Source organism: Streptomyces sp. HUAS 31, from assembly GCF_028198125.1.
GTDB classification, from domain to species: domain Bacteria; phylum Actinomycetota; class Actinomycetes; order Streptomycetales; family Streptomycetaceae; genus Streptomyces; species Streptomyces chartreusis.
Genome location: NZ_CP116353.1, coordinates 6,796,640 through 6,818,917 on the forward strand (window position 1 = coordinate 6,796,640; position 22,278 = coordinate 6,818,917).

At 70.7% G+C, this 22,278-nt stretch carries 20 protein-coding genes; 17 read left to right on the forward strand and 3 right to left on the reverse strand.

What is annotated here, in order from left to right:
• Positions 1 to 7: 7 nt before the first annotated feature.
• Positions 8 to 979, reverse strand: a complete 972-nt coding sequence (locus tag PGH47_RS30405; RefSeq protein WP_030956779.1) for an LLM class flavin-dependent oxidoreductase — start codon at positions 977 to 979, stop codon at positions 8 to 10.
• 106 nt (positions 980 to 1,085) lie between these two features.
• Between PGH47_RS30405 and ftsY the strand changes: the two genes are divergently transcribed.
• The gene (gene ftsY / locus PGH47_RS30410) at positions 1,086 to 2,300 is read left to right on the forward strand and encodes a signal recognition particle-docking protein FtsY (protein ID WP_271666022.1); all 1,215 of its coding nucleotides are present in this window, start codon (positions 1,086 to 1,088) and stop codon (positions 2,298 to 2,300) included.
• Positions 2,301 to 2,385: 85 nt separating this feature from the next.
• Here the strand turns inward: ftsY and PGH47_RS30415 are convergent, their stop codons facing one another.
• A complete protein-coding gene (locus PGH47_RS30415) occupies positions 2,386 to 3,042 on the reverse strand; it encodes a bifunctional DNA primase/polymerase (RefSeq protein ID WP_271666023.1) in 657 nt (218 codons plus the stop codon).
• A gap of 458 nt (positions 3,043 to 3,500) precedes the next feature.
• Here PGH47_RS30415 and nsdA point away from each other — a divergent pair, with 458 nt between their 5' ends.
• From nsdA to ftsH, 6 genes are all read left to right on the forward strand, one after another.
• A complete protein-coding gene (gene nsdA / locus PGH47_RS30420) occupies positions 3,501 to 4,994 on the forward strand; it encodes a transcriptional repressor NsdA (RefSeq protein ID WP_271666024.1) in 1,494 nt (497 codons plus the stop codon).
• Between the two features lie 334 nt (positions 4,995 to 5,328).
• Positions 5,329 to 6,675, forward strand: a complete 1,347-nt coding sequence (locus tag PGH47_RS30425) for an ammonium transporter (RefSeq protein WP_271666025.1) — start codon at positions 5,329 to 5,331, stop codon at positions 6,673 to 6,675.
• Positions 6,672 to 7,010, forward strand: a complete 339-nt coding sequence (locus PGH47_RS30430) for a P-II family nitrogen regulator (RefSeq protein WP_003997576.1) — start codon at positions 6,672 to 6,674, stop codon at positions 7,008 to 7,010. The genes PGH47_RS30425 and PGH47_RS30430 overlap by 4 nt, the downstream gene beginning before the upstream one ends.
• Positions 7,011 to 7,038: 28 nt before the next feature.
• Positions 7,039 to 9,489, forward strand: coding sequence for a [protein-PII] uridylyltransferase (locus PGH47_RS30435; RefSeq protein WP_271666026.1), 2,451 nt, complete (start codon positions 7,039 to 7,041; stop codon positions 9,487 to 9,489).
• A gap of 106 nt (positions 9,490 to 9,595) precedes the next feature.
• Positions 9,596 to 11,149 (forward strand): signal recognition particle protein, encoded by a 1,554-nt coding sequence (gene ffh, locus PGH47_RS30440; RefSeq protein WP_126902387.1) that lies wholly within the window; start codon positions 9,596 to 9,598, stop codon positions 11,147 to 11,149.
• A 116-nt stretch (positions 11,150 to 11,265) separates the two neighbouring features.
• Positions 11,266 to 13,203 (forward strand): ATP-dependent zinc metalloprotease FtsH, encoded by a 1,938-nt coding sequence (gene ftsH, locus PGH47_RS30445; RefSeq protein WP_271666027.1) that lies wholly within the window; start codon positions 11,266 to 11,268, stop codon positions 13,201 to 13,203.
• A gap of 30 nt (positions 13,204 to 13,233) precedes the next feature.
• Here the strand turns inward: ftsH and PGH47_RS30450 are convergent, their stop codons facing one another.
• A complete protein-coding gene (locus tag PGH47_RS30450) occupies positions 13,234 to 14,097 on the reverse strand; it encodes an SAM-dependent methyltransferase (RefSeq protein ID WP_271666028.1) in 864 nt (287 codons plus the stop codon).
• Between the two features lie 199 nt (positions 14,098 to 14,296).
• On the opposite strand from PGH47_RS30450, the gene proS reads away from it, so the two are divergent.
• From proS to lepB (PGH47_RS30500), 10 genes are all read left to right on the forward strand, one after another.
• A complete protein-coding gene (proS, locus tag PGH47_RS30455; protein ID WP_271666029.1) occupies positions 14,297 to 15,712 on the forward strand; it encodes a proline--tRNA ligase in 1,416 nt (471 codons plus the stop codon).
• A gap of 261 nt (positions 15,713 to 15,973) precedes the next feature.
• Positions 15,974 to 16,570 carry a hypothetical protein gene (locus tag PGH47_RS30460; RefSeq protein WP_030953381.1) on the forward strand — a complete coding sequence of 199 codons (597 nt, stop codon included), beginning with the start codon at positions 15,974 to 15,976 and terminating at the stop codon, positions 16,568 to 16,570.
• A 346-nt stretch (positions 16,571 to 16,916) separates the two neighbouring features.
• Entirely contained in the window at positions 16,917 to 17,336 is a 420-nt protein-coding gene (rpsP, locus tag PGH47_RS30465; protein WP_030048919.1) for a 30S ribosomal protein S16, read from the forward strand.
• Positions 17,337 to 17,338: 2 nt separating this feature from the next.
• Positions 17,339 to 17,578 carry an RNA-binding protein gene (locus PGH47_RS30470; RefSeq protein WP_003973401.1) on the forward strand — a complete coding sequence of 80 codons (240 nt, stop codon included), beginning with the start codon at positions 17,339 to 17,341 and terminating at the stop codon, positions 17,576 to 17,578.
• Positions 17,579 to 17,660: 82 nt separating this feature from the next.
• Positions 17,661 to 18,206, forward strand: coding sequence for a ribosome maturation factor RimM (gene rimM, locus PGH47_RS30475; protein WP_030953385.1), 546 nt, complete (start codon positions 17,661 to 17,663; stop codon positions 18,204 to 18,206).
• The gene (gene trmD / locus PGH47_RS30480; protein WP_126902392.1) at positions 18,203 to 19,036 is read left to right on the forward strand and encodes a tRNA (guanosine(37)-N1)-methyltransferase TrmD; all 834 of its coding nucleotides are present in this window, start codon (positions 18,203 to 18,205) and stop codon (positions 19,034 to 19,036) included. The genes rimM and trmD overlap by 4 nt, the downstream gene beginning before the upstream one ends.
• A gap of 134 nt (positions 19,037 to 19,170) precedes the next feature.
• Positions 19,171 to 19,521 (forward strand): 50S ribosomal protein L19, encoded by a 351-nt coding sequence (gene rplS / locus PGH47_RS30485; RefSeq protein ID WP_018531094.1) that lies wholly within the window; start codon positions 19,171 to 19,173, stop codon positions 19,519 to 19,521.
• 60 nt (positions 19,522 to 19,581) lie between these two features.
• Complete coding sequence (lepB, locus tag PGH47_RS30490) at positions 19,582 to 20,298, forward strand: signal peptidase I (protein ID WP_271666030.1); 717 nt, start codon at positions 19,582 to 19,584, stop codon at positions 20,296 to 20,298.
• Complete coding sequence (gene lepB / locus PGH47_RS30495) at positions 20,291 to 21,382, forward strand: signal peptidase I (RefSeq protein WP_271666031.1); 1,092 nt, start codon at positions 20,291 to 20,293, stop codon at positions 21,380 to 21,382. Before lepB (PGH47_RS30490) ends, lepB (PGH47_RS30495) begins: the two co-directional genes overlap by 8 nt.
• A complete protein-coding gene (gene lepB, locus PGH47_RS30500) occupies positions 21,270 to 22,235 on the forward strand; it encodes a signal peptidase I (protein WP_107902382.1) in 966 nt (321 codons plus the stop codon). Before lepB (PGH47_RS30495) ends, lepB (PGH47_RS30500) begins: the two co-directional genes overlap by 113 nt.
• Positions 22,236 to 22,278 lie beyond the last annotated feature (43 nt).

Below are 22,278 nucleotides of genomic sequence, written 5' to 3' on the forward strand. Positions count from 1 at the left end.
ACGGCGGTCAGGCGTCCAGCGCCGGCAGCACCCGCTCGCAGAACAGCCGCAGACTCCGCCACCCCTCCTCCACGGGCATCCCGCCCGACAAGGGGTGCAGTACGTAGTTGTCGAAGCCCAGCGCCGCGCACTCCTCGGGAGTGACGATCCGGTACACGCCCTCGGCGCGCAGCTCCTCCACCGTCGTGGCCCCCGACTTCACCGCCGAGCGGATCTCCCCGGACTGCCAGGAGGCGTAGGTGCGGGCCTCGTGCAGGAAGTGCCGGCCGTGCTCGGCCCAGGTCCGGTCCGGGTCCTCGGCGACGTGCAGCAGCGGTGTCTCGGCGGCCGGCATCATCGTCCAGCCCTCGGTGCCGTACTCCACCAGCCGCTCCTTGTAGTACGCCTCCAGCTCCGGCAGATGCGCGCTGGGGAAGAACGGCAGACCGAGGCGGGCGGCCCGGCGGGCGGCGGCCTTGGAGGAACCGCCGACCAGCAGCAGGGGGTGCGGGTCGGTGAACGGGCGCGGGGTGATCCGTACCGTACGGCCGCGGTACTCGAAGGGCTCGCCGGTCCACGCCTTGAGCAGCGTCTCCAGCAGTTCGTCCTGGAGCCGGCCGCGCCGCTTCCACTCGACGTCGAACAGGGCGTACTCCTCGGGGCGGTACCCGATCCCGGCGACCGTGACCAGCCGCCCGCCGCTCAGCAGGTCCAGGACCGCGATCTCCTCGGCGAGCCGCAGCGGGTCGTGCAGCGGGCCGATGATCGCCGAGACGGTGACCGCGAGGCGCTTCGTCGCGCCGAAGACCGCGGAGGCGAAGGCGAACGGCGACGGCAGCCAGTTGTTCTCGGCGCCGTGGTGCTCCTCCGTCTGCACCGTGGTGATGCCGTGCTCGTCGGCGTACGCGGCCATCTCCAGGGCGGCCCGGTAGCGGGCGGCGAGCGAGGCGGGGGTCGCGTCGGGCTCGACGAGGTTGAAACGTACGACCGAGACGGGCATGGGGCCTCCCCCTTCACCGGGCGGGTATGAAGGCGGACGTTAGCTGACGGTGTGTCAGACATCCAGAGGGGTGTCGCCGGAGTCCATGGCTGATACTGGACGGGTTATGGACATCGTCATCCTTGCTGTAGTCATCGCCGTGGTCGTGCTCGGCGCGCTCGGCGGGCTCATCGTCGGCAGCCGCCGTAAGAAGCAGCTGCCCCCGCCGCCGCCGCCCGCCGCGCCCGACATCACCGCCCCTCCGGCCGAGCCGCACGTCGGCGACGAGGCCGAGACACCGCGCGACGAAGAGCGCCGGACCATAGAGGAGGTGGACCTTCCCGACGGCTCGACCGGAGTCGCCGTCGAGGAACCGCCCGTCGTCGAAGAGCTCCCGCCGACCGAGATCGAGGTGCCGGAGCCGACCGCCGGCCGCCTGATCCGGCTGCGCGCCCGGCTCTCCCGCTCGCAGACCGCCCTCGGCAAGGGGCTGCTCACGCTCCTGTCGCGCGAGCACCTCGACGAGGACACGTGGGAGGAGATCGAGGACACCCTGCTCACCGCCGACGTCGGTGTGGCCCCCACCCAGGAACTGGTCGACGGCCTGCGCGAGCGCGTGAAGGTCCTCGGCACCCGCACCCCCGAGGAGCTGCGCGGCCTGCTGCGCGAGGAGCTCCTGAAGCTCGTCGGCACCGACATGGACCGCGTGGTCAAGACCGAGCCCGAGGCCAGCAAGCCCGGCATCGTGATGGTCGTCGGCGTCAACGGCACCGGCAAGACCACCACCACCGGCAAGCTCGCCCGCGTCCTCGTGGCCGACGGCCGCAGCGTGGTCCTGGGCGCCGCCGACACCTTCCGTGCCGCGGCCGCCGACCAGCTCCAGACCTGGGGCGAGCGGGTCGGCGCCCACACGGTGCGCGGTCCGGAGGGCGGCGACCCCGCCTCCGTCGCGTTCGACGCGGTGAAGGAGGGCAAGGAGATGGGCTCCGACGTCGTCCTCATCGACACCGCCGGGCGCCTGCACACCAAGACCGGCCTCATGGACGAGCTCGGCAAGGTCAAGCGGGTCGTCGAGAAGCACGCACCGCTGGACGAGGTACTGCTCGTGCTGGACGCCACCACTGGGCAGAACGGCCTGGTGCAGGCCCGTGTCTTCGCCGAGGTCGTCGACATCACCGGCATCGTGCTGACCAAGCTGGACGGCACCGCCAAGGGCGGCATCGTCGTCGCGGTGCAGCGCGAGCTGGGTGTGCCCGTGAAGCTGATCGGGCTGGGTGAGGGCGCCGACGATCTGGCGCCGTTCGAGCCGGAGGCGTTCGTTGACGCCCTTATCGGAGAGTGACACCGGCTACCGAATTCGGTACGTGGTGCAAGAAGCGCCCGCCCCCCGAGGTGCAGTCGGGGGACGGGCGCTTTGCCGTGCGGGCCTAGGCCCGTGACCTGTGTGCCACGTACGCCAGCGTGCCCAGCAGCAGCCGGGCCGCCGGCGGTTTCGTCGCCGTGTCCAGCGCCGGAGGACGCAGCCAGCGCACCGGGCCCAGGCCGCCCCGGTCGGACGGCGGGGCCGTGATGTGCTCGCCGGGGCCGAGGCCGCGCAGATCCAGGTGGGTCGGGTCGTCCCAGCCCATGCGGTAGAGGATCTCGGGGAGCTCGGCGGCGGCGCCGGGGGCGACGAAGAAGTGCGCGCGGCCGTCGGGGGTGGCGGTGACCGGGCCGAGGGGCAGGCCCATGCGTTCGAGCCGGGTCAGCGCGCGGCGTCCTGCGGGCTCGGCCACCTCGATGACGTCGAACGCCCGACCGACCGGCAGCATCGCCGCGGCGCCCGGGAACTCCGACCACGCCTTGGTGACCTCGTCGAGCGTGGCGCCGGCCGGGACCCGGGGCGCGAAGTCCAGGGGGTGCGCGCCGGGCGCGTCGCAGTCGGGACGGCCGCACGAGCAGGCGCCCGCGGCGGCGCGCGCGCCGGGCACCACGTCCCAGCCCCACAGTCCGGTGAACTCGGCGACGGCGGTGCACTCCGAGGCACGGCCGCGTCGCCGCGAGCCGGATCGCATCTCACGGATGCCGCCGATCGTGAAGCCCATGCCCCCTCCAACGGGAAAGCGCGCCGGTGGTTACGACGCGAATTCGGAACGTGACTCTGTGTGTTCCTCGGTGGCCGGGTACCCGCTTTTCGCCGCTCGGTCCATGCGGCGCTTCGAAGTGCCTCGGGTGGTGGGCCGGGCGACACGCGCCCCTGAGTGCTTCGCTCCGCCCACTTCCGGCCGTCCTATGTCAAGTGAATCGTGTGGAGGCGTCCGTGAGTTCATTCGAAGGGGTGGCGAATGGTGGCGATTCAGGGATCGCCATGGCTGGAGCCGTGATCGTAGGATTACCGTGAGTGCACGGAGCTTCGGGGCACATGCGCTCGTGGGTATGCCGCAGGCAAGTCGGCTTTCCGTTCGAAGGGTGAGAACTGCCGGACGGGCGACCGTATTTACCGGCATTCTGATAGGGCTTGGCGCACTCGGTGACAAGTGGTCCAAGGGATGGGGGCGTTCCAGTGAGCGGCAGCAGCGAAGGCGGTACGAGTGCCGGTGGCACATCGCACGCTGACAAGCGCCCGAACGAGCTCCTCACGTCCTGGTTCGTCCGCAGCGGCTGGTCGAAGGGCGAACTCGCCCGCCAAGTGAACCGACGGGCCCGTCAGTTGGGCGCCAACCACATTTCAACCGACACCTCCCGCGTACGCCGCTGGCTGGACGGCGAGAACCCCCGCGAGCCGATCCCCAGGATCCTGTCCGAGCTGTTCTCCGAGCGCTTCGGCTGTGTCGTCTCCGTCGAGGACCTGGGCCTGCGCGCGCCCCGTCAGTCACCCTCCGCGTCCGGTGTCGACCTGCCCTGGACGGGCCCGCAGACGGTGGCCCTGCTCAGCGAGTTCTCGCGCAGCGACCTGATGCTGGCGCGGCGCGGCTTCCTCGGGAGCTCGCTGGCCCTGTCCGCGGGCCCGGCGCTCATCGAGCCGATGCAGCGCTGGCTGGTCCCCGCCCCGCCCGCCCCGTACCACGAGCCCCGCACCGTCCCGTCCTCCCGCGCGCGCGGCCGGCTCTCCAAGCCCGAGCTGGACCTGCTGGAGTCCACCACCGTGATGTTCCGGCAGTGGGACGCCCAGTGCGGCGGCGGACTGCGCCGCAAGGCGGTCGTGGGCCAGCTGCACGAGGTGACCGACCTCCTCCAGGAGCCCCAGCCCGAGGCCACCACCCGCAAGCTGTTCAAGGTCGCCGCCGAGCTGGCCGAGCTGGCCGGCTGGATGTCGTACGACGTCGGTCTCCAGCCCACCGCGCAGAAGTACTTCGTCCTCGCGCTGCACGCCGCCAAGGAGGCCGGCGACCGCCCCCTCGGCTCGTACGTCCTGTCCAGCATGAGCCGCCAGATGATCCACCTCGGCCGGCCCGACGACGCCCTGGAGCTGATCCACCTCGCGCAGTACGGCAGCCGGGACTGCGCGAGCCCGCGCACCCAGTCGATGCTGTATGCGATGGAGGCCCGCGCGTACGCCAACATGGGCCAGCCCGGCAAGTGCAAGCGGGCCGTCCGGATGGCCGAGGACACCTTCGCCGAGTCCGACGAGTGGGACGAGCCGGACCCCGACTGGATCCGTTTCTTCTCGGAGGCGGAGCTGTACGGCGAGAACTCCCACTCCTTCCGTGACCTGGCCTATGTCGCCGGCCGCAGCCCGACGTACGCCTCGCTGGCCGAGCCGCTGATGCAGCAGGCCGTGGACCTGTTCGCGAAGGACGGCGAGCACCAGCGGTCGTATGCGCTGAACCTCATCGGCGTGGCCACGGTGCATCTGCTGCGGCGCGAGCCCGAGCAGAGCGCCGTCTATGCAGAGCGGGCCATGGCGGTCGCCAAGAAGGTGCGCTCCGAACGCGTCAACACTCGTATTCGAAAGACGGTCGACACGGCCGTACGCGATTTCGGGGATCTCGCCGAGGTCGTGGATCTCACCGACAAGCTCGCAGTGGAGCTCCCGGAGACCGCCGAAGCGGTCTGACACCCGGGGGCGAACCCTGGGACCCGCAGAACCCCGGCCGCGGCCGGCCCTCCCGAACTGCCCGACTCGGCTCCCCCATGCCAGGTCATCGGAAGGCCGACCGCGGCCGGCTTTTTCCCTTCGATGAAGGTTGCGCCACGATAACGATCAGACAGCCGAACATCCGGCAGTTCATCGACGCGTAACACGCAAGGCGCCTTCGTCACGGCGGCGAAACAACGAGGGGCTTCCACCGAAACGGCGCTGCGCCAATCTCTTGGCGCATAACCGGCCCACCCCTCATTCCGCTCAGGCTTCGCCCGCACGGGGCCGTACCAACGACGAGGAGACGCCGATGGCATCAGCCGCCATCACGCTTGCGGCGGACGCACCCACGCTGTCGTCCGCCAACACAGGCTTCATGCTCATCTGTTCCGCCCTGGTGATGCTCATGACCCCGGGCCTGGCCTTCTTCTACGGAGGCATGGTCCGCGTCAAGAGCACCCTGAACATGCTGATGATGAGCTTCATCAGCCTGGGGATAGTCACCATCCTGTGGGTGCTCTACGGCTTCTCCATGGCGTTCGGCACCGACTCCGGCAGCATCATCGGCTGGAACTCCGACTGGGTGGGCCTCAGCAACATCGGTCTCACCCAGCTGTGGGACGGCTACACCATCCCGATCTTCGTCTTCATGGTCTTCCAGCTGATGTTCGCGATCATCACGCCGGCCCTGATCAGCGGTGCGCTCGCCGACCGCGTGAAGTTCACGGCGTGGGCGCTGTTCATCGCCCTGTGGGCCACGGTCGTCTACTTCCCGGTCGCGCACTGGGTGTGGGGCGCCGGCGGCTGGGCCTTCGAGCTCGGTGTGATCGACTTCGCCGGTGGTACGGCGGTCCACATCAACGCCGGTGCCGCTGCGCTCGGCGTGATCCTCGTCATCGGCAAGCGCGTCGGCTTCAAGAAGGACCCGATGCGCCCGCACAGCCTCCCGCTGGTCATGCTCGGCGCGGGTCTGCTGTGGTTCGGCTGGTTCGGCTTCAACGCCGGCTCGTGGCTCGGCAACGACGACGGCGTCGGCGCGCTGATGTTCGTCAACACGCAGGTCGCCACCGCCGCCGCCATGCTGGCCTGGCTCATCTACGAGAAGATCCGCCACGGCGCGTTCACCACGCTCGGTGCCGCCTCCGGCGCGGTCGCCGGTCTGGTCGCCATCACCCCGTCCGGCGGCGCGGTCTCCCCGCTCGGTGCCATCGCGGTCGGCGCCATCGCCGGTCTGCTGTGCGCCATGGCCGTGGGCCTGAAGTACAAGCTCGGCTACGACGACTCGCTCGACGTCGTCGGTGTCCACCTGGTCGGCGGTGTCGTCGGCTCCCTGCTGATCGGCTTCTTCGCCAGCGGCAAGGGCCAGTCCGACGTCGAGGGCCTCTTCTACGGCGGCGGCCTGACCCAGTTCTGGAAGCAGTGCGCCGGTGTCTTCGCGGTCCTGGCCTACTCGCTGATCGTCTCCGCGATCCTCGCCTTCATCCTCGACAAGACCATCGGCATGCGGGTCTCCGAGGACGACGAGGTCGCCGGCATCGACCAGGCCGAGCACGCCGAGACCGCATACGACTTCAGCGGCGCCGGCGGCGGTGCCGCCCGTACCGCCGCAGCCCCGGCCCCGGTCGCGGCAGCCGCGAGCAAGAAGGTGGACGCATGAAGCTCATCACCGCCGTCGTCAAGCCCCACCGGCTCGACGAGATCAAGGAAGCCCTCCAGGCCTTCGGAGTCCACGGCCTGACGGTCACCGAGGCGAGCGGCTACGGTCGTCAGCGGGGCCACACCGAGGTCTACCGCGGTGCCGAGTACACCGTCGACCTGGTCCCGAAGATCCGTATCGAGGTCCTGGCCGAGGACGACGACGCCGAGCAGCTGATCGACGTCATCGTCAAGGCCGCCCGCACCGGCAAGATCGGTGACGGCAAGGTCTGGTCCCTGCCGGTCGAGACGGCCGTCCGGGTGCGGACCGGCGAGCGCGGGCCCGACGCGCTCTGAGGCAGGGAAACAGAACAGGAGTCGCTGGGTGACGAGCACGGACGTTTCCAAGGATGCAGAGGGCTCGGGACCCAGCGGCTACGCGGCGGCCCGGCTGCGTCTCCTCACCGAGGAGGCGCGGTCCGGGCCGCCGCGCCGTGCCGCCCTCGCGGAGCTGACCGACGAGTGGCTGACCGGCCTGTTCGCGGCCGGCGCCGAGGGGCTGCGCGGCGTCTCCCTGGTCGCCGTCGGCGGGTACGGCCGCGGCGAGCTGTCCCCGCGCAGCGACCTGGACCTGCTCCTGCTGCACGACGGCGGCGACAGCAAGGCGGTGGCCGCGTTGGCCGACCGCATCTGGTACCCCGTGTGGGACCTCGGCCTCGCCCTCGACCACTCCGTGCGCACACCGGCCGAGGCCCGAAAGACCGCCGGCGAGGACCTCAAGGTCCAGCTCGGCCTCCTCGACGCCCGGCACATCGCGGGCGACCTGGGCCTCACGGCCGGACTGCGCACGTCGGTCCTCGCCGACTGGCGCAACCAGGCGCCCAAGCGGCTGCCCGAACTGCAGGAGCTGTCCGCCGAACGCGCCGAGCGCCAGGGCGAGCTGCAGTACCTCCTGGAGCCCGACCTGAAGGAGGCGCGCGGCGGCCTGCGGGACGCCACCATCCTGCGCGCCGTCGCCGCGTCCTGGCTGGCCGACGCCCCGCGCGAGGGCCTCGACGACGCCCGGCGCCGGCTGCTCGACGTACGCGACGCCCTGCACCTGACCACCGGGCGGGCGACCGACCGGCTCTCGCTCCAGGAACAGGACCAGGTCGCCGCCGAGCTCGGCCTGCTCGACGCGGACACGCTGCTGCGGCAGGTGTACGAGGCGGCGCGGGTGATCTCGTACGCCAGTGATGTCACTTGGCGTGAAGTGGGGCGCGTGCTGCGGGCGCGCGCCGTGCGGCCGCGGCTGCGCGCCATGCTGGGCGGCGGTGCGAAGCCAACCGCCGAGCGTTCCCCGCTCGCCGAGGGCGTCGTGGAGCAGGACGGCGAGGTGGTGCTCGCCCGTGCCGCACGCCCCGAACGTGACCCCGTGCTGCCCTTGCGGGCCGCGGCCGCCGCCGCCCAGGCCGGACTGCCGCTCTCCCTGCACGCCGTACGGCGCATGGCGGCGAACGTGCGCCCGCTGCCCACGCCGTGGCCCGCCGAGGCCCGTGAGCAGCTGGTGACCCTGCTGGGCTCCGGGCGGCCGACGGTCGAGGTGTGGGAGGCGCTGGAGGCCGAAGGGCTGATCACCCACTTCCTGCCCGACTGGGAGCGGGTGCGCTGCCGCCCGCAGCGCAACGCCGTGCACATCTGGACCGTCGACCGGCACCTCATCGAGACGGCCGTGCGCGCCTCCGAGTTCACCCGCCGCGTCCACCGCCCCGACCTGCTGCTGGTCGCCGCGCTGCTGCACGACATCGGCAAGGGCTGGCCGGGCGACCACTCCGTGGCCGGCGAGATCATCGTCAAGGACGTGGCCGCGCGCATCGGCTTCGACCGCGACGACGTGACGGTGCTCTCCACCCTCGTACGCCATCACCTGCTGCTCGTCGAGACGGCGACCCGGCGCGACCTGGAGGACCCGGCCACCGTGCGCTCGGTCGCCGAGGCGGTCGGCTCGCAGGGCACCCTGGAGCTGCTGCACGCCCTGACCGAGGCGGACGCCCTGGCCACCGGCCCGGCCGCCTGGTCGTCCTGGCGCGGGTCCCTCGTCGCCGACCTGGTCAAACGCGTCGGCGCGGTCCTCGCAGGGGACGACCCCGCCGAGCCCGAGGCCGCCGCGCCCACCGCCGAGCAGGAACGGCTCGCCATCGAGGCGATCGCCACCGGCAGCCCCGTACTGGCGCTGCGGGCCCAGACCGAGCCGCCGGCCGAGGAGCAGGCCCCGGGCGATCCGGAGCCGCTCGGCGTGGAACTCCTCATCGCCGTCCCCGACCAGCCGGGCGTGCTGCCCGCGGTGGCCGGCGTCCTCGCGATGCACCGCCTGACCGTGCGCACCGCCGAGCTGAGCGCCCTGGACCTGCCCGACGGCGTCGAGGGCGCCGTCCTGCTGCTGAACTGGCGGGTCGCCGCCGAGTACGGCTCGCTGCCGCAGGCCGCCCGGCTCCGCGCCGACCTCGTACGGGCGCTGGACGGCTCCCTGGACATCGCGGGCCGTCTCGCCGAGCGGGACGCGGCCTATCCGCGCCGCAGGGGCGTGGTGGCGCCGCCGCCGAGGGTGACGGTGCATCCCGCCGCCTCCCGGCTGGCCACGGTCATCGAGGTGCGGGCCCAGGACGCGCCGGGGCTGCTGTTCCGGATCGGCCGGGCACTGGAGGACGCGAGCGTGCGGGTGCGCAGTGCGCATGTCAGCACACTGGGTGCGAACGCCGTCGACGCGTTCTATGTCACAGGGCCCGAGGGTGCCCCGCTGCCCGGTGAGGAGGCGGCCGCCGTGGCACGCAAGCTGGAGGAGACATTGCGGGGCTGAGACCCTGTTCAAAGGCTCTGAACCCAGGGATCCCGGCAACCTGTGCCGCCGGGATACCCTGGAGGGCGATTCCCAGCTGCCACCGACCCCGAGGACCGCGAGCGCCGTGTTCGATACTCTCTCCGATCGCCTCTCAGCGACTTTCAAGAACCTGCGCGGCAAGGGACGGCTCTCCGAGGCGGACATCGACGCCACCGCGCGCGAGATCCGCATCGCACTCCTCGAAGCGGACGTGGCGCTGCCGGTCGTCCGGACGTTCATCAAGAACGTCAAGGAACGTGCGATGGGCGCCGAGGTCTCCAAGGCGCTGAACCCGGCCCAGCAGGTCCTGAAGATCGTCAACGACGAGCTCGTGACGATCCTCGGTGGCGAGACCCGCCGCCTGCGCTTCGCCAAGCAGCCGCCGACCGTGATCATGCTGGCCGGTCTGCAGGGTGCCGGTAAGACCACCCTCGCGGGCAAGCTCGGCCGCTGGCTGAAGGAGCAGGGCCACTCGCCGCTGCTGGTCGCCTGTGACCTCCAGCGCCCGAACGCCGTGAACCAGCTGAGCGTCGTCGCCGAGCGCGCAGGCGTCGCGGTCTACGCGCCCGAGCCGGGCAACGGCGTCGGTGACCCGGTCAAGGTCGCCAAGGACTCCATCGAGCACGCGAAGTCCAAGGTCCACGACATCGTGATCGTGGACACCGCCGGCCGCCTGGGCATCGACCAGGAGATGATGCAGCAGGCCGCGGACATCCGTGACGCGGTCTCGCCGGACGAGATCCTCTTCGTCGTCGACGCGATGATCGGCCAGGACGCGGTCAACACCGCCGAGGCCTTCCGCGACGGCGTCGGCTTCGACGGCGTGGTGCTCTCCAAGCTCGACGGTGACGCCCGCGGTGGCGCCGCCCTGTCGATCCGGCAGATCACCGGCAAGCCGATCATGTTCGCGTCGAACGGCGAGAAGCTCGACGAGTTCGACGCCTTCCACCCGGACCGGATGGCCTCCCGCATCCTCGACATGGGTGACCTGCTCACCCTGATCGAGCAGGCGGAGAAGACCTTCGACCAGGCCGAAGCCCAGAAGATGGCGGAGAAGCTGGCCTCCAAGAAGGGCCAGGACTTCACCCTCGACGACTTCCTGGCCCAGATGGAGCAGGTCAGGAAGATGGGCTCCATCTCCAAGCTGCTCGGCATGCTCCCGGGCATGGGCCAGATCAAGGACCAGATCAACAACCTGGACGAGCGGGACGTCGACCGCACGGCCGCCATCATCAAGTCGATGACCCCGGCCGAGCGCCAGGAACCGACGATCATCAACGGCTCCCGGCGCGCCCGTATCGCCAAGGGTTCCGGCGTCGAGGTGAGCGCGGTCAAGAACCTCGTCGAGCGGTTCTTCGAGGCCCGCAAGATGATGTCCCGCATGGCCCAGGGCGGCGGCATGCCCGGGATGCCGGGGATGCCCGGCATGGGCGGCGGTCCCGGCCGGACCAAGAAGCAGCCGAAGAAGGCCAAGGGCAAGCAGCGCTCCGGCAACCCGATGAAGCGCAAGCAGCAGGAGCAGGAGGAGGCCGCCCGCCGGGCCGCCGCCGCTCAGGCCGGCGGCGCCCTCGGACTGCCGGGCCAGCAGGCCGGACAGGACTTCGAGCTGCCGGACGAGTTCAAGAAGTTCATGGGCTGACGGCTGTCGCGGACCCGGTGAACCGGGTCCGCCCCGTATGTCGCACAGGGCGTCCCTCTCCCCGAGGGGCGCCCTGTGCGCGTGCCATGGCCCGCTGTCTGCCGTAACGTCCAGATATGAGCGATGCGGCGCCACCACGCAAGGCCCCTGACCAGCCGTGGCGCACCGAGGGCACCCCGGACGAGCCACCCAGGAAGTCCGGCGGCCGGCGTCCACGCGGCCGCTGGTGGAGCCTGCTGGTCACCGGCGTGATCGTGTTCCTGCTGGCGTACATCGGACTGACGTACCTCGACGAGGGCAACGAGCCGACGATCTCCTACACGGAGTTCAGCCGGCAGGTAGACGACGGCAACGTCTCCAAGATCTACTCCAAGGGCGACGCCATCCAGGGCGAGCTGAAGACCGCCAAGGACAACCCCGAGGGCGACGGCAAGTACACCAAGTTCAAGACCCAGCGCCCGGCCTTCGCCGACGACGAGCTCTGGCAGGAGCTGAGCAGGAACGACGTCACGGTGACCGCGCAGCCCGTGGTGAAACAGCGCGGTCTCCTGGTCAACCTGCTGATCTCGCTGGCACCCCTCGTCATCATCGTCGCGCTGTGGCTCTTCATCGCCCGCCGGTTCGCCGGGGGCCGCGGCGGCGCGGGCGGCATGTTCGGGCGCAAGCCGCCGCCCAAACCGGTCGAGCTGCTGCCGGGCAAGCACCGCACGACGTTCGCCGACGTGGCCGGCATCGACGAGGTCAAGGGCGAGCTGGACGACGTCGTCGACTTCCTCGAACACCCCGACGCCTACCGCAGGATGGGCGCGAAGATGCCCCGCGGTGTGCTCCTCGCGGGCTCGCCGGGCACCGGCAAGACCCTGCTGGCGCGGGCGGTGGCCGGCGAGGCGGGCGTGCCCTTCTTCTCCGCCTCCGCGTCCGAGTTCATCGAGATGATCGTCGGTGTCGGCGCCTCACGCGTGCGCGAGCTGTTCGCCGAGGCCCGCAAGGTGGCGCCGTCGATCATCTTCATCGACGAGATCGACACCATCGGCCGGGTGCGCAGCGGCGGCGCCTCGGTGAGCGGACACGACGAGCGCGAGCAGACGCTGAACCAGATCCTCACCGAGATGGACGGCTTCTCCGGCTCCGAGGGTGTGATCGTCATCGCCGCGACCAACCGCGCCGACATCCTGGACCCGGCGCTCACCCGGCCCGGCCGCTTCGACCGGGTGGTCAACGTCTCCCCGCCGGACCGCCGCGGCCGCGAGGCGATCCTGGCGATCCACACCCGTGACATCCCGCTCTCCGAGGACGTGGACCTGATCCAGCTGGCCCGCAAGACCCCGGGCATGACAGGCGCGGACCTGGCCAACCTCGCCAACGAGGGGGCGCTGCTCGCCGTCAAGCGGGGCCAGGAACAGGTGACCGCCGCGGACCTCTCCGAGGCCCTGGAGAAGGTGCAGCTGGGCGCCGAACGCACCCTCGTGATGCCCGAGGAGGACCGCCGCCGCACCGCGTTCCACGAGAGCGGGCACGCCCTGCTCGGCATGCTCCAGCCGGGCGCCGACCCCGTCCGCAAGATCACCATCGTGCCGCGCGGGCGGGCCCTCGGCGTGACGATGTCGACCCCCGAGGTGGAGCGGTACGCGCACTCGGAGGAGTATCTGCGCGGCCGGATCATCGGCGCCCTGGGCGGCATGGCGGCCGAGGACGTCGTCTACGGGGTCGTCACCACCGGCGCGGAGAACGACCTCGAACAGGTCACCAACATCGCGCGCGGGATGGTGGCCCGCTGGGGCATGAGCGAACGCGTCGGCCGGCTGTCCGCCCTGCCGAGCGACGCCCAGCAGGCGTACGGGCTCTCCGCCGCGCCGCGGACGCTCGACGTCATCGACGCCGAGATGCGCCGGATCGTCGACGACTGCTACGAGGAGGCCCTGCACAAACTCCGCGACCACCGCGGCCGGTTGGACGCGCTCGCGGAGGCCCTGCTGGAGCACGAGACGCTCGAGGAGGCGGACGCCTACCGGATCGCGGGGATCACCCGGCTGAAGAAGGACGAGGCCGAGTAGAGCGGCGGCCCGCGGGGTGCCTGGCCCAGGTCACGGCACGCGCGCGACGAGGTACCGGAACACGTTCGGCATCCACACCGTGCCGTCCCGCCGCTGGTGCGGATGCAGCGCCTCCGCCAGCTCCTTGTCGACCTGCACCTGGTCGGTCGCACGGATCGCCGCGTCGAACAGCCCCGTCGACAGCAGCCCCCGTACGGCACTGTCGACGTCCGCGTACCCGAAGGGGCAGGCGACCCGCCCCGAACCGTCGGGCCGCAGGCCCGCACGCTGGGCGACCTCCTCCAGGTCGTCGCGCAGGGCCGGACGCCAACTCCCCGTGCTGCGCAGGGGATCGGCCAGCTTCGTCGCGACGCGCAGCACCGACGACGTGGCGCAGCGCTCCGGCGGACCCCAGCCCGCGAGCACCACCGGCGCCCCCCGCTCGGCGAGCGGGGTGACGGCCGCGAGCGCCTCACCGAGGCCCTCCGAGTCACCCGCGAGGCACCCGATCGGCTCGAACGCCGTCACCAGGGTGTACGCGGGAGTCTCCGCGCCGGCCGCGTCCCGGGGCGAACCGTCGACGAGCCGGACGTTGCCACGCGCGCGCGTGCCCCACGTCTCCGTCTCCGGCAGCAGCCGCTGCCGGGCCAGCGTCAGCCGTTCCGGGCAGTCGGACTCGACACCGGCGACGGCCGCGCCTCTGGACGCCGCCATCAACAGGGCGAGCCCGCTGCCGCAGCCGAGGCCCAGCAGCCGGGTGCCCGGGCCCACTTCCAGTCGCTCGTAGACGGCCTCGTAGAGCGGCACCAGCATCCGCTCCTGGATCTCGGACCAGTCACGCGCGCGTGCACTCGGATCCACACGGGGTGTCGCGCCCGTATGGGAGAGGTGCTGCCGCACGAGCGTAGGTGTCATGTAAAGCGCCCCATTCCGCCGAGAGTTGTCACTGTGCCCGATGCCGTAGCGCCCTGTGACGATGCGCTCACGCTCCCCCGTATGCCAGGAAACTCCGCGCCATGCGCCGCGTCCAGGGGTCTCGGGGCCCTGCTTGCGGGATCCGGGCGTCAGTGGCCGAAATTCACATTCCGGCAACATGGGCCCGTACCATCTGGCCATGGCAAAGGCACCTGTACTCACGCCACGGGCACATGACTTCCCGCGCTGGTACCAGGACGTCGTGAGCAAGGCCGAGCTCGCGGACAACGGTCCGGTGCGCGGCACGATGGTGATCCGGCCGTACGGCTACGGGCTCTGGGAGCGGATGCAGGCGGAGATGGACGCCCGCATCAAACGGGCCGGTGCCTCCAACGCCTACTTCCCGCTGTTCATCCCGCAGTCGTACCTGACGCGCGAGGCCGAGCACGTCGAGGGCTTCGCGCCCGAGCTCGCCGTCGTCACGCACGGCGGCGGCAAGGAGCTGGAGGAGCCCGTCGTCGTCCGGCCCACCTCCGAGACGATCATCAACGACTACTTCGCCAAGTGGGTGCAGAGCTACCGCGACCTGCCGCTGCTGATCAACCAGTGGGCGAACGTGGTGCGTTGGGAGATGCGCCCGCGCGTGTTCCTGCGCACGACGGAGTTCCTCTGGCAGGAGGGCCACACCGCCCACGCCACCTACGAGGACGCCCGGGACTACGCCGCGTACATCCACCGCGAGGTGTACGCCGACTTCATGGTCGACGTCCTGGGCATCGACGTGGTGCTCGGCCGCAAGACCGCGAGCGAGCGCTTCGCCGGAGCCGTCAACACCCTCACCCTCGAAGCCATGATGGGCGACGGAAAGGCCCTCCAGATGGGCACCAGCCATGAGCTCGGCCAGAACTTCGCCAAGGCCTTCCACACCCGCTACCTGTCGAAGGAGGGCCGCGAGGAGTACGTCTGGCAGACCTCCTGGGGCTCCTCCACCCGCATGGTCGGCGGGCTGATCATGGCCCACGGCGACGACGCGGGACTGCGGGTGCCGCCCCGGCTGGCGCCCGTCCAGGCGGTCGTCCTCGCGATCAAGGGTGAAGAGCCGGTTCTGGCCAAGGTCCGCGAGATCGGCGACCGGCTGCGCGCGGCGGGCGTCCGTGTCCACGTCGACGACCGCACGGACACGCCGTTCGGACGCCGCGCGGTCGACTGGGAACTCAAGGGCGTGCCGGTACGGATCGAGATCGGGCCCCGTGACCTGGAGAGCGGCACGGCGGTGCTCGCGCGGCGGATCCCGGGAGGCAAGGAGCCGGTCGCCCTCGACGCCCTGGCCGGGCTGCTCCCCGCGATCCTGGAGGAGGACCAGGCGCTGCTGCTGCGCCGGTCCCGCGAGCGACGCGAGTCCCGTACGTCGGACGTGTCGACGATCGAGGAGGCCGTCGAGGCGGCGACCGCCGGCGGCTGGGCACGTCTGCCGTGGGCCACGCTCGGCGAAGAAGGCGAGGCCGCGCTGGCCGAGCACGGCGTGACCGTACGCTGTCTGGTCGCCGAGGACGGGTCGGTGCCGGACGCCGACGACGCACCCGGTAACGTCGCGGTCGTCGCGCGCGCTTACTGAGATGACGCCCGTGGGGAACGAGAGCGACCGAAACGTCTCTTGCGCATTCGCGAACCACACGGGGTCCGGCGGGTGGACACGGGCTACGCGCCGGGGCGTACGTCAGACTACGCACCAGCTTGGTACGAGCTGTGAGGCTTCTCCGCAGATCGGCGCACCCGCCCTCGTCGTGGCGCATCATTCGCAACTGACGGGTACGTGCAAATTATTTGGGATGCCCCGGAATCGGAACACAGCGGCACTCCGGCTCGTTGTCATTACGTGAGCACGACACAGACACCACCTGTTCTCGCCGCGGAGCTGGCGCAGGCGTGGGCCGACATTCAGCGGTACCACCCCGAGCTGCCGGATCTCGCCGCGCCAGAGTCCCTGATCGGGGAGTCGTCGTCCGCGTGCGGTCACGAGCTCTCCTTCGAGCGACTGCTTCACGAGGCAGTCCATGGGATCGCCGCCTCGCGCGGCGTCCGCGACACCTCCCGGGCCGGCCGTTACCACAACCGCAGATTCCTCTCGATCGCCGAGGAGCTGGGCCTGGACCACCCGGAGGAGCCGCATCCGAGCAGCGGCTTCTCCCTGGTCACGCTCAACCCCGAGGCCAAGCGGCGCTACCGCCCGACCATCGAACGCCTCCAGCGCGCACTGAAGGCACACACCGCGGCGACCTCCGCCGACACCAGCCGGACCTTCCGGGGTCCGGCCGCCCGCCACGGGTCCTCCGGTGGCGGCGTACGCGTCAAGGCGGTCTGCGACTGCGGCCGCAACGTCCGCGTCGTCCCCTCGGTCCTGGCCCAGGCCCCGATCGTGTGCGGCGGCTGCGGAAAGCCGTTCCGCATCCCGGAGGTCGTGGGAGCGGCGTAACGACGCCCCGTCGGACACCGGCATCTCGTGGCTGCCGGTTCGGCACGTGGCATCGACGGCGAGGGTGCCGTAGCGCATTCGTATGCGGCACCCCGTCGCGCCGGGTCGTGGAACCCGGAGGGCACCCTGCGCGCCGGGTGCCCCTCAGTCATGCCCTGGCATCCGGGCCGTACCCCTCGGCCGAGAGCGACCCGTGGGGTGTGGCACAATGGCTAGCTGTACTCGACAGCCGCACAGGACCCCTCTCTCCTCCGGCTGACGCGTCCGTCGGGCACTCGGGTACCGCAACCCCACGCGGCATCTCTCGCCGTGCCCAACCACGTCAAAACCAGGAGAACCCACTCCCGTGGCAGTCAAGATCAAGCTGAAGCGTCTGGGCAAGATCCGTTCGCCTCACTACCGCATCGTCGTCGCCGACTCCCGCACGCGCCGTGACGGCCGTGCGATCGAGGAGATCGGCAAGTACCACCCGACCTACAACCCGTCGGTCATCGAGGTGGACGCCGACCGTGTGGCGTACTGGCTGGGTGTCGGCGCGCAGCCGACCGAGCCCGTCCTCGCCATTCTGAAGAAGACCGGCGACTGGCAGAAGTTCAAGGGCGAGCCCGCCCCGGCTCCGCTGCTCGTCGCCGAGCCGAAGAAGGCGCGCCCGTCGTTCGAGGCCCTCGGTGGCGACGACGAGGGCAAGGGTGAGGCGATCACCCAGAAGAAGAAGGCGGAGAAGAAGGACGAGGCTGCCGCCGAGTCCGAGTCGGCCGAGGCCTGAGCATGCTCGAGGAGGCTCTCGAGCACCTCGTGAAGGGCATCGTCGACAACCCTGACGATGTGCAGGTCGCTTCCCGCAACCTGCGCCGCGGGCGCGTGCTGGAGGTCCGGGTCCACCCCGACGACCTCGGCAAGGTGATCGGCCGTAACGGCCGCACCGCGCGTGCTCTGCGCACCGTCGTGGGCGCCATCGGCGGCCGCGGTGTCCGCGTCGACCTCGTCGACGTGGACCACGTCCGCTGACGCCGAAGACAGCACCGGCTCGGGCCGGGGAGGGCCACTGGGCCGTCCCCGGCCCGCAGTCGTATGACAGGAGATTGGACACGTGCAGCTGGTAGTCGGACGGATCGGCCGCGCCCACGGCATCAAGGGCGAGGTCACCGTCGAGGTACGCACCGACGAGCCGGAACTGCGGCTCGCGCCCGGGGCCGTGCTCGCCACCGATCCCGCCTCCACGGGACCCCTCACCATCGAGGCCGGCCGTGTCCACAGCGGTCGCCTCCTCCTGCGCTTCGAGGGCGTGCGCGACCGCACCGGCGCCGAAGCGCTGCGCAACACCCTCCTGATCGCCGAGGTCGACCCGGCGGAGCTGCCCGAGGAGGAGGACGAGTACTACGACCACCAGCTCATGGACCTGGACGTGGTGACCGCCGACGGCGTCGAGGTCGGCCGCATCACCGAGATCTCGCACCTGCCCTCCCAGGACCTCTTCATCGTCGAGCGGCCCGACGGGAGCGAGGTGATGATCCCCTTCGTCTCGGAGATCGTCGCGGAGATCGACCTCGAGGAGCAGCGGGCGGTCATCACCCCGCCGCCGGGTCTGATCGACGACCGCGCGGAGATCGTCTCCACCAGGGACGACAGCGAATGAGACTCGACGTCGTCACGATCTTCCCCGAGTACCTGGAGCCGCTGAACGTCTCCCTGGTCGGCAAGGCACGCGCGCGTGGACAGCTGAACGTCCAGGTGCACGACCTGCGCGAGTGGACGTACGACCGCCACAACACGGTCGACGACACGCCCTACGGCGGCGGCCCCGGCATGGTCATGAAGACCGACCCCTGGGGCGACGCGCTGGACTCCGTCCTGGCCGAGGGCTACGAGAGCGGGGCCGGCGCCCCCACGCTGATCGTCCCCACCCCCAGCGGTCGCCCCTTCACCCAGGAACTCGCCGTCGAGCTGTCCGAGCGCCCCTGGCTGATCTTCACGCCGGCCCGCTACGAGGGCATCGACCGCCGAGTCATCGACGAGTACGCCACCCGCATGCCCGTCCACGAGGTGTCCATCGGCGACTACGTCCTCGCCGGCGGCGAGGCGGCCGTCCTGGTCGTCACGGAGGCCGTGGCCCGACTGCTGCCCGGCGTGCTGGGCAACGCCGAGTCCCACCGGGACGACTCCTTCGCGCCCGGCGCGATGGCGAGCCTCCTGGAAGGGCCCGTGTACACCAAGCCCCCCGAGTGGCGCGGCCGCGACATCCCCGACGTGCTGCTCAGCGGCCACCACGGCAAGATCGCCCGCTGGCGCCGCGACGAGGCGCTCAGGCGTACGACCGCCAACCGGCCCGACCTCATCGAGCGCTGCGACCCCCGGGCCTTCGACAAGAAGGACCGCGAGATGCTCTCCATCCTGGGCTGGATGCCCGACCCGGAAGGGGAGCGCTTCGGCCGATTTTGGCGCAGGACCGAGGCCGTGGAAGAATAGGCCGCTGTTGTGCGCCGTCCGGCGTGCGCCCCTGCCGCAGGGGGACACGACGCCCGCCCCGACGGGCACGACACTCTCACCGAACATCTAGTTCCCGTTGATGACCTGTGGCATCAGCGAAGAAAGCAGACGAAATGTCTCACCTGCTCGACTCCGTCGACGCCGCGTCGCTGCGCAGCGACGTCCCGGCCTTCCGCCCCGGCGACACCGTCAACGTCCACGTCCGCGTCATCGAGGGCAACCGCTCCCGTGTGCAGCAGTTCAAGGGCGTTGTGATCCGTCGCCAGGGTGCCGGCGTGCGCGAGACCTTCACGGTCCGCAAGGTCTCCTTCTCCGTCGGCGTCGAGCGCACCTTCCCGGTGCACACCCCGATCGTCGAGAAGATCGAGCTCGTCACCAAGGGCGACGTCCGCCGCGCCAAGCTGTACTACCTGCGCGAGCTGCGCGGCAAGGCGGCGAAGATCAAGGAGAAGCGCGAGAACTGAGCGCTTCAGGGGGCTCGCCCCCACGGGGTCCGCAGCGGGGCCGGATAGCATCTGGCCCCGATGGACACCGAAGCACAGCCGACGGAGCGCGACCGCTCCTCCCGCCCTTCCGACACCGGGGATGCCCCGGACCCGGAGGGCCAGGAGGGACGGTCGCGTTTCGCGTTGGTGGCGCGGATCACCGAGGGGCTGCCGGGCGGGCGGATCAGCCTGACCCTGCTGGTCCTGCTCGTGTTCCTGCTGCTGCTCAACACGTTCGTGGCACGACCGTTCGAGATCCCCAGCGGATCCATGGAGTCCGGATTGAGGATCGGGGACCGCGTTCTCGTAAATAAGTTGGCGTACCGTTTCGGTGCCGATCCGCGGCGCGGTGATGTTGTGGTGTTCGACGGAACCGGGTATTTCGGGGATGCCGACTACATCAAACGCGTTGTGGGTGTGGGGGGAGACCACGTGGTCTGCTGTGACAAGGAGGGGAGGATCCAGGTGAACGGCCGGTCGGTCGACGAGTCGACGTTCCTGTATCCCGGCGACAGCCCGTCCACGGTGCGCTTCGACGTCGTCGTGCCCGACGCCGGCCTGTTCGTCCTCGGCGACCACCGCAGCGCCTCCAGCGACTCCCGCGACCACCTCGGCTCGCCCGGCGGCGGCATGATCCCGGTCGACGACGTCATCGGCCGCGCCGACTGGATCGTCTGGCCGAGCGCGCACTGGACCCGACTGCACCGCCCCGACGCCTACGCGCGCGTGCCTGCTGCGGAGGGCGCGCATGGGTAACCGTGGCAAGCCCCGCGGCGTGCCCAGCAGCGCAGCCGACAATCTCCTGCCCACCGGCGTCCGGCGCGCCTCCAGCCCCGCCGGCGGCCGTACCCGCGCGGAGCGGCGCCAGCTCCAGCGCAAGGTCAAACGACGGCGCAGGCGCTCGGCGATCAAGGAGATACCCCTCCTCGTCGGTGTCGCGGTCCTCATAGCGCTGGTCCTGAAGACCTTCCTCGTCCAAGCGTTCGTGATCCCCTCCGGCTCCATGGAGGCGACGATCCAGATCGGCGACCGTGTCCTCGTCGACAAGCTCACCCCCTGGTTCGGCTCCAAGCCGCAGCGCGGTGACGTCGTCGTCTTCAAGGACCCCGGCGGCTGGCTCCAGGACGAGCAGACGACGGTGAAGAAGGAGGACCCCGTCGTCGTCAAGCAGGTCAAGGAGGCGCTGACCTTCATCGGTCTGCTGCCGTCCGACGACGAGAAGGACCTGATCAAGCGAGTCGTCGGCGTAGGCGGAGACCGCGTCAAGTGCTGCGACACGCAAGGACGGGTCACCGTCAACGGGGTTCCCCTGAACGAGGACTATCTGTATCCCGGCAATTCCCCCTCCGAGGCGAAGTTCGACATCACCGTGCCGCAGGGACGCCTGTGGGTGATGGGCGACCACCGGGCCAACTCCGCGGACTCCCGCGCACACCAGGACCAGGACTACGGCGGCACGGTCTCCGAGGAGGAGGTCGTCGGACGGGCGATGTGGATCGCCTGGCCGCTCGGTCACTGGACCACCCTGGAGGAGCCGAATACCTACGCTTCGGTCTCCGACTCGGCGGCAGGGTCGACCGCGTCTCCCCAGCTGTCGCATAGGGTTGCTTCCGACGATTCGAACGGAACGATCCAGCTCCCGACCCCTGCGGAACTCCCGCTCGTTATGGGAGTGGTGGGCCTGCGTCGTCTATGGGGCAGGCAGCGGCACAGAGTAAGGAGTTGGCGTGGGGGATGTGGCGGTTGGCGCACGGTCCGGGCACGACGGCGAGGAGCACCGCGGACGCCCCGTGGACGCTGCCGACCCGGCCGCGGACGGCGCCGTGACCTCCGGGAATGAACCCGGATCGGACAGTGACGGCGGACGGTCGGGCGGACAGCCCCCGACCGACGGCCAGGGGTCGGGCGGGGCCGCCCCCGCCAAGAAGCAGCGCTCGTTCTGGAAGGAACTGCCGATCCTCATCGGCATCGCGCTCGTCCTCGCGCTGCTGATCAAGACATTCCTGGTGCAGGCGTTCTCGATCCCCTCGGACTCGATGCAGAACACCCTCCAGCAGGGTGACCGCGTCCTGGTGGACAAGCTCACCCCGTGGTTCGGCTCGGAACCCGAACGCGGCGAGGTCGTGGTCTTCCACGACCCCGACAACTGGCTGGCGGGTGAGCCCACCCCGGATCCCAACGCCCTGCAGACCTTCCTCAGCTGGATCGGCCTGATGCCGTCCGCCGAGGAGAAGGACCTGATCAAGCGAGTCGTCGGTGTCGGCGGCGACACGATCCAGTGCGAGGGCACCGGCCCGCTCACGGTCAACGGCAAGGCGCTGAACGAGCCGTACGTGTACCCCGGCAACACCCCGTGCAGCCAGGACGACCAGGGCGGCCAGTTCAAGGTGAAGGTCCCCAAGGGCTTCATCTGGGTCATGGGTGACCACCGGCAGAACTCCCGGGACTCGCGCTACAACCAGTCCGACGTGAACCACGGCATGGTCCCCGTCGACAAGGTCGTCGGCCGTGCCGTCGTCATCGCCTGGCCGATCAACCGCTGGGACACCCTGCCGGTGCCGGACACCTTCTCGCAGAACCTGGGCGCCGGCTCCGCCGCGCTGACGGTGGCGCCGCAGGGCGTCGCCCTGGTGGGCGCGGTGCCGTTCGTGCTGTGGCGCAGGCGTCGGGCCGAGGCGGCGGAGACGCGCTGACCGTGTGATTGCCGGTGGCGGGCCCTTTGGGGCCGCTGCCGTG